The organism is Thalassobellus citreus, assembly GCF_044385915.1.
Taxonomy (GTDB): domain Bacteria; phylum Bacteroidota; class Bacteroidia; order Flavobacteriales; family Flavobacteriaceae; genus Thalassobellus; species Thalassobellus citreus.
In genome coordinates this window covers 330,250-344,879 of sequence record NZ_JBISCC010000129.1, presented here as the reverse complement: position 1 = coordinate 344,879, position 14,630 = coordinate 330,250, and the positions used below count along the sequence as shown (strand labels likewise).

At 32.5% G+C, this 14,630-nt stretch carries 6 protein-coding genes; all 6 read left to right on the top strand.

All coding sequences use genetic code 11. The annotated features are described in order from the left end of the window. Nucleotides 1-81: 81 nt before the first annotated feature. The 6 genes from ACH5TX_RS17335 to ACH5TX_RS17310 all read left to right on the top strand — a co-directional run bounded on the left by ACH5TX_RS17335 (nt 82) and on the right by ACH5TX_RS17310 (nt 14,537). Complete coding sequence (locus ACH5TX_RS17335) at nt 82-1,737, top strand: DUF885 family protein (protein ID WP_439340756.1); 1,656 nt, start codon at nt 82-84, stop codon at nt 1,735-1,737. Nucleotides 1,738-1,754: 17 nt separating this feature from the next. Continuing rightward, complete coding sequence (locus ACH5TX_RS17330) at nt 1,755-4,457, top strand: DUF5695 domain-containing protein (RefSeq protein WP_439340755.1); 2,703 nt, start codon at nt 1,755-1,757, stop codon at nt 4,455-4,457. 27 nt (nt 4,458-4,484) lie between these two features. Next, on the top strand, nt 4,485-6,632 hold the full coding sequence (locus tag ACH5TX_RS17325; protein ID WP_439340754.1) for a family 43 glycosylhydrolase: 2,148 nt from the start codon (nt 4,485-4,487) through the stop codon (nt 6,630-6,632). A 176-nt stretch (nt 6,633-6,808) separates the two neighbouring features. Beyond that, a complete protein-coding gene (locus tag ACH5TX_RS17320; RefSeq protein ID WP_439340753.1) occupies nt 6,809-9,808 on the top strand; it encodes a DUF6055 domain-containing protein in 3,000 nt (999 codons plus the stop codon). A gap of 238 nt (nt 9,809-10,046) precedes the next feature. Further along, a complete protein-coding gene (locus ACH5TX_RS17315) occupies nt 10,047-11,678 on the top strand; it encodes a TIM-barrel domain-containing protein (protein ID WP_439340752.1) in 1,632 nt (543 codons plus the stop codon). 180 nt (nt 11,679-11,858) lie between these two features. Further along, nucleotides 11,859-14,537 (top strand): T9SS type A sorting domain-containing protein, encoded by a 2,679-nt coding sequence (locus tag ACH5TX_RS17310; protein WP_439340751.1) that lies wholly within the window; start codon nt 11,859-11,861, stop codon nt 14,535-14,537. The last annotated feature ends 93 nt before the right edge of the window (nt 14,538-14,630 follow it).

The window sequence follows — 14,630 nt, the reverse complement described above, 5'->3', positions numbered from 1 at the left end:
TAAAGCTCTAACACCCTATATATCATCATGAAAAACACAACTCTTAATTTTTATAACACATTTATTATTTTATTTCTAAGTATGATAGTATCAGCTCAAACCAGTAAGCTTTCTGATGCAGTTAACGCCTTTTCTGCCGATAAAAAAGCCCTAAACACCTTTTATAACAATAGTGAAACTGAAGCATATTATCAACGGTTTATAGCCTTATATGAAAATTGGGATAAAAAAATTAAAAGTATAGATTTCGAAAAGCTTAATCAACAAGAGAAAGTAGACTACTTAGTTTTAAAAAATTTAGTTGAAAAAGAAAATTACTTTCTAAATCTAGATTACAATGCCTTTAAAGAAGTGGCTTCGGTTACAGATTTTGCAAGTGATATATACACGTTTATAAAAGAACGTAAACGTGGAAAAAAACCGGATGCTAAAACTCTAGCGCAAAACATGCATCATGCAAATGCAACTATAAACAAACAAATAGAAACACTTAAAAAAATACCTTTTAAAGATTGGTTAGAGGCTGAGAAAGCATCAAAAGTAGTGTTCTCATTAAATAACGCGTTGGGTGAAGCCTATCGTTTTTATTTTAGCTATGATCCTGATTTTACTTGGTGGGTTAAAAAACCTTACGAAGCTCTATCTGAAAAACTAAACGAATACGGTCATTTTCTGAAAACAAATTATTCAGATACCAGTCAAAAAGATGATGGCAGTGGTATTATAGGTAAACCCATTGGTAAAGACGCTCTTATTGAAAGTTTAAATTTTGAATACATTCCTTACACACCAGAAGAGCTAATAAAAACAGCAGAAAAACAATTTGATTGGTGTAAAACAGAAATGATTAAAGCCTCTCAAGAATTAGGCTACGGAACCGATTGGAAAGCAGCTTTAGAACATGTTAAAAACACTTATGTTGCTGCTGGTGAACAACCACAAGCTATTACCGATTTATACAACCAATCGGTTGATTTTATTGAAGAAAGAGACTTAATTACATTTCCAGAATTAGCCAAAGAAACTTGGGGCATGATTATGATGACTCCTGAACGACAAAAAGTAAATCCGTTTTTTACAGGAGGTTGGGAAATAAGCATCTCCTACCCTACTCAAGATATGGATGAAGATGATAAGTTAATGAGTATGCGTGGTAATAACCCTAATTTTTCTAGAGCTACTGTTCAGCATGAATTATTACCAGGTCATAACCTACAATACTTTATGAATGCTCGCCACAAAAGCTATCGTGAAGCTTTCAACACTCCTTTCTGGATGGAAGGTTGGGCACTATATTGGGAAATAAACTTATGGAACAAAGGCTTCCCTAAAACACCAGAACAAAAATTAGGTATGCTGTTTTGGAGAATACATAGATGTGCACGTATTGTGTTTTCTCTAAAATACCACTTAGGAGAGATGACACCGCAACAATGTATAGACATGTTGGTTAATGAAGTAGGTCATGAATACGCAAATGCTGAAGCCGAAGTAAGACGTTCATTTGCTACAAGTTACACACCACCACTATACCAAATGGCTTATATGACAGGTGGTTTACAATTTTTTGCCTTAAGAAACGAAATGTTAGCCAAAGGCTGGACGGAGAAACAGTTTCACGATAGAGTCATGCAAGAAAACATGATGCCTGTAGAATTATTGAGAAGTTTACTTCAAGACCTTCCTTTAAAAAAGAATTATAAAACAAATTGGAAGTTTTCAACAGCGTTTGAGTAATACCAATAAAAAAGTTAATGATGAAAGAATTAAAATATAGTATCACTCTATTATTCCTTTTGGTAACTATACTAAAAACAGAAGCCCAAAACACCTATTGGAGTGAGATTGAAAAAAAAGAATCAACCTTAGGTATATCTCAAGGCTTTGAAACATTTAACACGCCTCAATTTCAACTTAAAATAGTAAAAGCATCGCAAACAGTAGCAGCTTTAAACCCTAATAGTAATTTAGATTTCGATTTTACACCTGGAGATCGACTAAAAATTAGAGATAAAGATGACTTATATCAATTAGGTGATATTAATTTAAGAATTAAAGAATTAAATGGAGATTGGAAAAGCTATTCAACAGCAGCAAAACGTAAAGCGATAACACCTTTACCAACATCTAAAACTATTTTAGCTGCAGCCGATTTAGCTAATACTTTACCTAACGATATTCCAGTAACAATAAAACGTTATTATGAAATTGATAATAATCAGTTAGTGTTACGATTTGAAATCATAAATAAATCAGCTAACACTATTGAAATAGGTGCTTTAGGTATTCCTATGGTGTTCAACAATATTTTAGAAGGCAAAAACCTTGACCAAACCCATGAACAAAACGTGTTTTTCGATCCTTATATTGGTTTAGATGCGGGATATTTAGAAGTGAAACGCTTAAGTGGTAAAGGCCCTAATTTATTAGTATTACCACAAGAAAACATGTCTTTTGAAGCCTATCGCCCATTATTAGATGACCCAACAAGAAGAAGTATTGTTTTTGAAGGCTATCATGAATGGATGCCTTTTAGTAAAGCTTATGCTGAAAATGAATGGACAGGTGTTAAACAATGGAACAAACCAACATCACTTATTCTAAAACCAAAAGAAAGCAAAAATTTTGCTTTAAAATTTGTAATTACAGAAGGTATAAAAACCATACAAAATACTTTAGTTGAAGAAGAACAACCTGTTGCAATTGGTATTCCTGGATATGTAATTCCTAAGGACGTAAAAGCCCAATTATTTTTAAATTACAAAAGCAAAGTAAGTAATATTGAAATAGAACCTAAAGATGCGCTTACATTAAAAAAGATTGGAAAAACCAACAATGGTTTAATAAAGTATAAAGTTGAAGGAAAAAAATGGGGACGCGCTAGATTAACCATAACTTATAAAAATGGTAAAAAACAAACGATCAATTACAAAATTATAAAACCAGAAACAGAAGTTGTAAAAGACTTTGGCCATTTTTTAACAACCGAGCAATGGTTTGATGTTCCTAACGATCCTTTTGGTAGAACCCCTTCTGTAATTAGTTACGATTACGAAACAAAAAAACAAGTAAGAGAAGATAGTCGCGTATGGATTGCTGGTTTAAGTGATGAAGGTGGTGCTGGCGGTTGGTTAGCTGCTATGATGAAGCAATTAATTCAGCCAGATAGAAAAGAAATTAAAAAACTTCAAGAATTTGTTGATAATACCTTATGGGGAAGCATTCAATATAAAGAAGGAAAACATAAATACGGCGTTAAAAAAAGTGTGTTTTATTATGAACCAGACTCTTTACCTAAGGGAACATATAGCAAAGATGTAAATTATAACACTTGGGCTGCTTGGGATCATAAACATGCTAACGACCCTGGCAGATCTTATAATTACCCACATGTTGCAGCAGCCTACTGGACTATGTATCGTTTAGCAAGATATCATGAAGGTTTGGTAGATAACAAATCTTGGGAATGGTATTTAAAACTAGCATACGAAACCAGTATTGCTATGGTAGAGCAAGCTCCTTTTTACGCAGAATTTGGACAAATGGAAGGCTCTGTTTTTTTATTGATTTTAAAAGATTTAAAAAATGAAAACCAAACAGAGCAAGCTGCTAATTTAGAAGCAAAAATGAAAGCAAGAGCAGATCATTGGAAATCGCTTAACTATCCTTTTGGTAGCGAAATGCCTTGGGACTCTACTGGGCAAGAAGAAGTCTATATGTGGTCTGATTATTTTGGTTATAATGATAAAGCCGATGTAACTCTAAACGCTATTTTAGCTTATATGCCAATTATGCCACACTGGGCTTATAATGGTAATGCACGTCGCTATTGGGATTTTCTATATGGTGGTAAAGCAGGAAGAACATCGCGTGTAGAACGTCAAATTCATCATTATGGATCTTCTTTAAATGCCATACCAATGTTAAGACAATACAGAAAACATGCTGATGATTTATATTTATTACGTGTTGGCTATGGCGGACTTTTAGGCGGCATTTCAAATATTACACAAGATGGTTTTGGTCCAGCTGCTTTTCACTCTTTTCCATCAACACTTAAAAATGACGCACTTTCTGGTGATTATGGTTCAGGATTTTATGGTTATGCTGTAAATACATCAACTTATTTAACCAAAGACAAAGACTTAGGCTGGCTTGCTTTTGGAGGAAATTTATCTAAAAAAGGTTCTTGTGTTAAAGTAGAATTAACAACCGCTGCAAAATCGAGAGTATTTATTGCTCCAAAACAATTATGGTTAACTTTAGATGCAGGAACAATTAAAACTGTAACCTACAATACAAAAACAGGTGAAGTAGAAATTACTTTAAGCCCTAAAGATGCTTATACGCCTGATGCTTATTTAAGAGTAAACAAAGATTTAAATCTTCAGTATTCTAAAATTAGAGGTGCTTATAAAATACCTTTAAGCAGCAAACAAACCGTTATAAAATTTTAAAGAATAGAAAATAAACATTTAATAAAAATGACTTTCAAAAAAAACAACCTCGTCCTATTTTTCGTAATATTATTTACTGGACATATTTTTGCACAAAAAGATATTCCTGTAAATACACCTGGGGCTAAAAACCCTATTTTACCAGGATGGTTTGCTGATCCAACCATCAAAAAATTTGATGATATTTATTATATCTATGCTACAACAGACAATGAAATGTTAGCTTCGGGTGCTCCTACGGTTTGGTATAGTAAAGATTTTCAAAATTGGTATAATTATACTATGGAAATCCCTTCATTTACCGAAAGAAAGATTACCAATTTTTGGGCTCCTGATATTGTAAAAGGAAATGATAACAAATACTATTTATATTTTGGGAACTGTGAATTAGGTTGTAACATCTATGGCTATGTGTCAGACACACCAGTTGGTCCATGGACCAAATTAAACGACGATGATACCGCTGTTATACCAAGTGGATATCCTAGAGAACACTACCCGTCTTTAGATGCTCAATTTTTTAGAGATACAGACGGTAAAGTATATGGTTATTGGGGTACTTGGGTACATTATAATGGTGGTTATGCTGTTGGAGAATTAGATCAGAATACCATGAAAAGTATGGTAAATTCAGCAAATATTCCTTTAGAACAAACACCAGCGCCTTTTGAGGCTGCTTACATGATGAAAAAAGGAGATAAATATATTTTGATGTATTCAGGGTCTTCTTGTCATGACGAAACCTATAATGTTCGTTATTCTTACTCAAATTCACCTTATGGGCCTTTTACACCTGGTGAAAACAATCCTATTTTAAGTACTAATGAAGACCAAACAACACATGGTCCAGGACATCATTCAGTTTTAAAAGAAGGTGACGATCATTACATCGTATATCATAAACACGATTATCCAATGACTCGTGGTGGATTAGCAAGACAAGTGTGTATTGATAAAATGATATTTGAAAATGATTCAACCATCACAAAAGTGGTGCCTTCAGCAAAAGGTATCGAAGATTTTATAAAATCTGATGTTCCTAAAGATATTGCATATCAAGCAAAAACAACAGCTTCTTCTTTTTATCATTTAAAATCAACAGAATATGATTACGAGTACAAACCGTCGTATGCTACCGATAACAATAATGCTACTATGTGGAAAGCTGAAAACAATTCGCTTCCGCAAGATTTAATTATCGATTTAGGAAAAATACAGGAAATAAAAAGAGTAATGACGCAATTTGAGTTTGCTAGTTATTACTACCAGTATAAGTTGGAGTATTCTAACAATGGAAAAAAATGGAAATTATTTGCTGATAAATCAGAAAACCACACATCTGGAAGTCCTATGATTGATGATAACACAGTTTCTGCTCGTTATTTAAAATTATCCATTTTAGGAACTGAAAAAGAAGGATTATTGGCAGCCGTTTGGAACATAAAAGTATATAGTAAGTTATTTGAGATTCCTTTAAAGTTAACAAGTAAAGCTTCAACAAAAACAACGGCAACAGTAAGTTCTAATAAATTATTGCTTAAACTAGACGCTTGTAAAATTAAAAAAGGGAATGATTTAACTAGCATAGAAAATAAAGGATCTATAGGAGGAAACTTTATAAAAAATGGAGATATCACATTTGAAAAACATGAGGGTATTAAGGCATTTAATTTTACAAAAGGATCTTTAGTATTAGACATACCTGTTCCTAAAAGCTTAGCATGGAATGGTGCTTTTACCATTGCAACATGGGTTAAAAATCCTGAAATAGCAAAAGATGGAGAGTTTTTAGCTTCATGGTGTGACAGACATCAATATGGTTTAGCAAATTCATATAATGCATTAGCATACAATAGTAGTCATTATGGAGCTGTACCGCATTTAGATGGTCATTTCGATATGAGATATAACAAGCTTCCAGAAGCAAACAAATGGCACTTTATTGTGTTAACTTTTGACGGTGTAGTTGAAAAACTATATGTAGATGGCGTGCTAGACAACTCACAAAACATGTTATTATCCTCTGCTATAGATAATGCTAAAATTAGAATTGGAGCCTCTGATGTTGGAGAAAATTATTCAGGTTATATGACTTCATTTCGTATGTATGATTATGCACTTAACAACAAGGAAATAAAACGTCTTAAGAAATCAACATCTCCTTTAAAAGAATAAGTAATAATATCTCAAATAAATCTATATGTACAAATGTAGATTTATTTGAGATACTCGATTAAGTTAAATGATAATTTTTACAAACTAATGGGTAATTAACCATTAACAAATAGTTAAAAACATAATTAAATTTACTTTTTAGTTTAATTATTATTAACAACTTAACCTTACTTAATATGAAACAAAAAAACATATTTAATTTTAAGCACAAAATATTATTATTTATTTGCTTTTTTACTCTAATAAATATTAGCGTAGTTGATGCTCAAGAATTATTAACAGGAAGTGTGATTTGGGGTCCAACAGGCCCTGGTATTGATAGTGGAAATAATGGAACAGGTAAACCTTTTGACGGTGTAACAGCAGCTGATGACCTAGGTAATTTTTTCGAAATATGGGGTAAAGATGGTGAAAATGATGGATGGATAGGTTTAGAATTAGCTAATTCAGCTATAATCACAAAAGTAAGGGTGTTTCCAAGAGGCATGACAGAGGTCTGGACCTTAGATAGAATTAAAGGAGGTACATTTGAAGGGGCAAACAGTTCTGATTTTTCAGATGCTGTTGTCTTGGCTACAGTATCCGATTTACCAAACTTAGGTAATTGGACTGAATTTACGGTTAGCATAGACCAAAACTTTAAATACATAAGATACAAGTGTCCTGACTTATCAACATCAACAACAGGACCTACAGCTTCTTTAATGCAAATCTCTGAATTAGAATTTTATGGAACTGAAATTATTTGTACACCTGAACCAATATCACTTATAACTACAACAACGTTAAATGGTAACGTTTTACAACAAACTTATGCTAATGTTCTTGTAGGAGAAACTGTTAAGTTTAATGTAGAAGTATCAGTAGGAGATATATCTAGTAGTGCTAAATGGTCTGGACCAAATAACTTTAATGCTACATCGCTTTCTATTACATTAACAAATGTTGATGCAAGTGATTCTGGAGAATATACTTTTTCTTATATTAATAGTTGTTTAAAAGAAGTAATAACAACTTTCGATTTATTAGTAAGAACTAGCACCGAAAAAGAAGTATATATACCTAAGGAATGGGATACTAATGATAAAATAAATTACGATTTAGTAAATAGAGCTGCTCAATCAGATAATATTTTATTAGTTTGGGGGGATGTAGCGGGGTCAGATCCTGTAAATGCTCCCGATGAGGATATCAGATTTAACCCTCAACAAACACTTGATAGTCTAGAGGTTATTTATAACTACTATGTAAAAGACTTAAAATTAGTTGAAGAAAAGGGAGTCGTAGCTAAGTATAAAATGGTTGTTGTGATGAATAACACCTGGGGGCCTGATGTATTTACTGGTTGGGCATTTGGTGGAAGTTATGATGATACTGTTCCTGCATTTTGGGTAGACCCACGATCGATTAAAAATAATTATTGGGTAGCTGCTCATGAAATGACACATTCTTTTCAGACAATAACACCTGTACTATACCCAGGACATGGATATACAAATGTAACATCCTCAGGTTTTTTCTGGGAAACTCATGCTAATTTTATGGCTATTCAAAGCTATCCACAAGGAATTCTTTGGTCAGACTATACAAGAGCTTTAAACTTTACAAATTACTTTTTTGGATCCGCACGTAAACATTATGGTGATTGGTTTTTGCTACAATATCTTAAAGATAAGTACGGTATTGATTTTATAGGTAGAATGTGGAGAGAATCAAATCCAGGAAGTCAAGAACATCCTATACAAACAATTCAACGTCTTTTAAATTTATCAAATGATGGCATGGCAAATTTGATGGCAGATTATGGAAGAAGACGTATCAATGGCGATTTTTCAAACAAATCATATATTAAGGCTGCTGAAGATGAGCTTGAGAAAAAGTGGGTATGGAGACAAACTCAAATTTTGGACTCTATAGGAACTAATCATTATGCCATTCCAGATAATTTAGCACCTCAGCAATATGCTTTTAACACTATAAGACTATATCCTCAAACAGATGCTAACTGCTCTAATAGTTATATCCATTTAAAACTTAAAGGGCATGAAGTTAATGACAATACTGCTAGTTGGAAATTTAGCTTTGTAAGCGTTGATGCCTCTGGCGTATCTACTTTTAGTGAAATCTATGACGATGGAGAAATAAATTATGAAGTCCCTGCTGATTCTGATAAATTGTTCCTAGTTGTAACAGGTGTACCAACTGATTTTTATGTACATATTGGGAAGTTTGAAATTGGGTTCCCTAAACTGTATAGATTTCCTTGGGAAATAAATATAGAAGGTGCAATTCCAGAAGGATACCAACAAGACTTTAGAATACCTACAAATATCGCAGGAGCTCCCCATAGCAATGGAGGTGGATTCGTAGCCAATACAGCACGTGTAGATGCTACTGCTTATGTAGGTCCTCATGCTGTTGTATTAGATTATGCAAGAATTACTGGGCTCGCTAGAATAGAAGGTAAAGCAATAATTACAGGAAATTCAACTATTAGTGGTAATGCTATCGTAAAAGATTTTGCAAGAGTTAGGTATTCACAAGTAAAAGACAACGCTGTTATAAGTGAATATGCTTACTTAATAGAAAACAATGTTGTAACTGGGGATGCTCAAGTTAGAGGGAATTCTGTTATAATGAATAATAAAATTAACGAAAATGCTAAAATATATGGCAATGCTTTTTCTGTTGGCAATGAAAACGCTTATGGCGATATAGAAATAGGTGGTGATGCAGAAATAGGTGGTAGTTGTAATACCGGTAAATATTTACAAACTCCAAATGTATTAGAAAGAAAAAGTTGTGACGGAAATTTTAATAGCGAGATAGATATAGATATTAACAGTACGTATAATACATTTACCAGTCAAGAAATAAGCTTTTCTAAACAATATCAATGTGGTAAATTAGGTATTGATGATATAAATGAGACTAATACATTTATAATTTACCCTAACCCTTCTGATAAATCATCTATAATAAATATAAAACTAAATAATAAAGAGATTACAAATTATAGTTTAGAAATTATAAATTTAAACGGACAGGTTCTTTATAAAAAAGAAAATTGTAAAACACATGAGCAATTTTCTTCATCAAAATTAGCTAAGGGCATTTATTTTATTTCAATAAAAGCTCAAAAATTCTATCAAACAAAAAAAATTATTATTCAATAAAAAAGAATTATAATGTTAATTCGTTTATTATTTTAAGTTACTATAACAAATCAATACTTAAAACACAAAAAACAGAGTATCTGCAAAAACAGATACTCTGTTTTTTAATAAGTCCTAAATTATTATAGACAAAAAACATAAAATTATTAAATTAGATATGAAGAAAACAAACTATTAATTATCCAGAAACATTATTACCTATAATATTCTAATATCAAATATTACAAATCAATTAAAAATGAAAAAAAATATTTTATTCTTATTTGTTCTTCAAATATTACTACAACAGAACTTATATTCTCAATCTAAAAAACTACCTCCTATAACACCAAGATGGGCATTAGAACACATTGTGTGGGAAGATGGTGGTAATACGCAATTAGTCTCAGAAAAACTGGTAAACTTATATCTTGAGCACGATATGCCTGTAGGTGCTATAATTATAGATAGTCCGTGGACAACAGCTTATAATAACTTTGAATGGGATACAAAACGGTACCCAAATTCAACAAAAATGATTCAAGACTTTAATGCCAAAGGTGTTAAAGTTATTTTATGGTTAACAGGTTGTATAAATCTTACTGGATCTGATGTTCCTATACAGAAAGCACCCGCATTTGACGAAGTTATAGAAAAGGGTTACGCAGTAAACAATGGAAAAGTTTCTTCATGGTGGAAAGGAGATGGCGTGCATATTGATTTTACAAATCCTGATGCCGTAAAATGGTGGAATTCACAGATAGACAAAGTGATGATTGATGGTGTATATGGATTTAAAGTAGACCAAGGTGAAGTTTATTTTGGAGACACTGTTGAAACTTCTATTGGTTCAATGACAAATGAAGCGTTTAGAAAATATTATTACAATAGCATGTACCAATATGCTACTAATTTAAAAACTACTGGCGCCATTCTTGGTAGACCATTCTCGCATCAAGGAGGTGTAGAAGCATCTGTTGAAGAATTAAGTTTAGGCTGGTGTGGTGATTTTGAAGGGTCTTGGGATGGTTTAAAACTTCAAATTAATAATATCTATAAAACAGCAGAATTAGGATATGGTGCACCTGGATGTGAAGTTGGTGGGTTTTGGAAAGCAAGACCCTCTAAAAACGAATTAATTCGTTACGCTCAATTTGGTGCTTTTACTGCCAATATGATAAATGGTGGAGAAAACGGAGGATTCACTAATCACTTACCTTGGTTTCATGGTGAAGAAGCAAATGCCTCGTATAAACAAGTGGTTTGGTTACATAGTCAGCTTATCCCCTATTTATTTAGTACCATTGTTGATGCTCATAAAAACGGAGGCTCGTTAATTAAAAATCCTTCATTCGAACAAGAAAGCCATATGGTTGGTAATTACATATTTACCAAAGCTATCACTTCTGAAAACAATACAATATCTTATAATTTGCCAAAAGAAGGAAAATGGATGGACTTTTGGTCGAGAAAAGTAATCAATGGCGGTACAACCATTAATAAAACATATCCACTAAACGAATTTCCTTTATTCTTAAAAGAGGGCGCTATTATTCCTATGAATATTACAAATGATTATTCGGGAATTGGAGATTCAACTTTAAAAGAAAAACAAACCATACTCATTGTTGCTGGTAAAGAGAAAACCGAATACAATTATTATAGACCAACTGGAGATGGAATTGAATATGACCCTATTAAAATTATTTACGATGGTCTAAAAAATGAAATATCGGTAAAAGGTAAAAACAAACTGGATTATGCTTTTATAGTTTTAGGTAATAATAAACCTATAAAGGTAAAAAAAGCTGATAGTTGGAAATACGCTAAAGATTCATCGGAATTATTACTTATAAAAAGTGGAAATAAGTTTAAAATTAAACTTAAATAAAAACTTCCAAGTGCAAATCAATAACATTTTTAAATTTTTAATCATTTAAAGTAAATGATGCTAACTTTTACATAAAAATGGATAATTAACTATTAACAAATAGTTAAAAGCATGTTTAATTTTATTGAAATTAATTATTTGATTAAATAATCAATGTATTAAAACAATAAATACTTTATTATGCGAAAAAAAAACAATTTTAAAAAGGCACACAAACTATTAATGTTTATGTGCCTTTTTAACTTATTAAACTTTAACTACTCTAATGCACAAGAATTATTAAAAGGGACTATTATTTGGGGTCCAACAGGCCCAGGTATTGATAGTGGAAATAATGGAACAAGTATTCCTTTTGATGGTATAACGGCAGCTGATAACTTAGGTAATTTTTTCGAAATCTATGGTAAAGATGGTGAAAATGATGGATGGATAGGTTTAGAATTAGCTAAATCAGCTAAAATTACAAAAGTAAGGGTGTTTCCTAGAGGCATGACTGAGGTCTGGACATTAGATAGAATTAAAGGAGGTACTTTTGAAGGGGCTAATAGTTCTGATTTTTCAGATGCTGTTGTCTTAGCTACAGTATCTGGTTTACCAAACTTAGGTAATTGGACAGAATTTACTGTTAATATAGACCAAAACTATAAATACATAAGATACAAGTGTCCTGACTTGTCAACATCAACAACAGGACCTACAGCTTCTTTAATGCAAATCTCTGAATTAGAATTTTATGGAATAGATGCTGTTTGTGATCCTGTAACCTTCACCCAAAGTGTTACAATAAACAGTACTACTATTGAACAAAACTATGCAAACATTAATATTGGAGATTCTGTTGAATTTACAGTAGAACCATCTACAGATATATCTAGTGCTACAAAAAAATGGACTGGTCCAAATAATTTTAATGCTACATCGCTTTCTATTTCGTTATCAAACGTACAAATTAGCGACTCTGGATCATACTCTTATATTTATACCAACGATTGTGGTGAAGACATAGCAACCATATTCTATTTAACTGTTAAAGACGATTCAACAACATCTTTTTCAAATTGGCCAGTTTATGATAACACTCTACAGTATGATTGGAAAAGTGAGTATCCAGACTTTCCTATTCCAATAAAAAACCTAGAAGAAGATTATCCTGGATATAGCGGCTGTGATGTTGCTTGGAGTAGAAACTATGGTGCTTGGACATTTAATGCTGGTTCCAATGCAAACGCTTTAGTTACTGATACGGCAGTAGATTTAATGCTTAAACGATTAGATGAGGATTTTTCCTTTTTAATAAACAACATGGGATGGCCACCAGATAAATTATACAGAGCAGGATACCGTAGTTCTGTTTATTTATTTGGATCTAACTTATGTACTGATAATGAACCTAACACAGCTCTAGGAGGTTGGCAGAGTGGAGTTAAGACACATGATGATGAAGTTTGGCCTATGGTATTATTATCGTATTACCCTGTAAATAGTTTCGATCCAAACACCACTCTTGATGGTGCACAATTTCAAACAGGTGCTGTGGTTCATGAAGGCATTCACGCCTTACAAGCCTCTTTACCAGGTTGTAAAGAAGCAGCATGGTTTCACGAAGGTTCTGATGTATGGTTACAAACCTTATTAGATATTGAAAAAACGGGAGTATCAACCCAAGAAGACTATGACAAACTAGACCTTGGTTGGTTAAGTATGGGATCTATTCTTGCTCCATTTATCCCTATAGAATCTTACACTGGGTGGCTACAAGACGGAACTTTTGGAGGTCCATCTGCTCAAGGTGTACATTCTGGTAAATTTAATTCTGAAAACCAACTACTACTTCAATCAAGACAAGTTATTGGAGGCATGCAATACAGTACTGTATTCCCTGCATTTATGACTGAAATAGTAGGTGTGGGTAGTTTAGCTTGGATATGGAAATATTCCGAAGGACGAGTTTTAGAAGGTATTGCTAATGGTAGTAGTCTTCAAGGTGTTAATGGTATTGGCGAACAAAAAACGCGTACTTTAATTCAAGAATATAGAGCTAGACTTGCTCTGGCTGATTTTGGTAAATTAACAGAGCCTATTTTAAATATGTACAGAAATAATATGGGTAACAATGTAGGTCCTGAACAACCTGCTCTTGTTCCTGATCTTCAAATATGGAAAGCTACACCATATGCAAAAACAACAAAAGATTCTGAAGGTTATTTAATTCCAGAAGAAAGAACACTTCCTGGTTGGTCTGGTGCTAATATTATTCCTATTCATGTTACTGGAGATCAAGCAACTGTGCTTTTTAAACCTTTAGGTAGCAATATGTCTGTTCAATTATGCTATAGAACTAAAGCTGGCGACACTTTTTACAGTCAACCTTCTTACGCTGGTAATTGTAGTATATCTTTCGACGGTGGACAACCTGCAAATGGCGTTATTTTTGCTGTTATTTGCAACTCAGATTATATTTATGAAGGTGAAACTACCCGAACTACAAAGTTTAATTATAAATTAAAACTTGGTGAAGGTGCAGTTTATGCTGCTGGAATTCATAAGAATTGGTGGGATTGGAAAGCTACAATTACAGATACTCCACTATCAACTAACGATTTTTCAGAAAATACCTCAAATTTTATAATTTATCCAAATCCTTCAAAAAAATCATCTTTAATAAACATAAAACTTGAGAACGTAAATATTACCAATTACAGCTTAAAAGTTATCAATTTAAACGGACAAGTTCTTTATAATAAGGAAAATTGTAAAAAGCATGAACAATTTTCTACATCAAAATTAGCTAAAGGTATTTATTTTATTTCGGTAAAATCTCAGAATTTGAATCAAACAAAAAAATTAATAATACAGTAAAAGGATTAATACACTGGTGGTTGCCTTATACTTAAATTTTAATAGCAAATAAATAAGGCAATAACAACGCATAGAGCATCTGAAAACAGATGC

Coding starts and splice junctions, on each gene's coding strand:
- ACH5TX_RS17335 (WP_439340756.1), top strand. CDS start 82: ATGATAGTATCAGCTCAAACCAGTAAGCTTTCTGATGCAGTTAACGCC.
- ACH5TX_RS17330 (WP_439340755.1), top strand. CDS start 1,755: ATGATGAAAGAATTAAAATATAGTATCACTCTATTATTCCTTTTGGTA.
- ACH5TX_RS17325 (WP_439340754.1), top strand. CDS start 4,485: ATGACTTTCAAAAAAAACAACCTCGTCCTATTTTTCGTAATATTATTT.
- ACH5TX_RS17320 (WP_439340753.1), top strand. CDS start 6,809: ATGAAACAAAAAAACATATTTAATTTTAAGCACAAAATATTATTATTT.
- ACH5TX_RS17315 (WP_439340752.1), top strand. CDS start 10,047: ATGAAAAAAAATATTTTATTCTTATTTGTTCTTCAAATATTACTACAA.
- ACH5TX_RS17310 (WP_439340751.1), top strand. CDS start 11,859: ATGCGAAAAAAAAACAATTTTAAAAAGGCACACAAACTATTAATGTTT.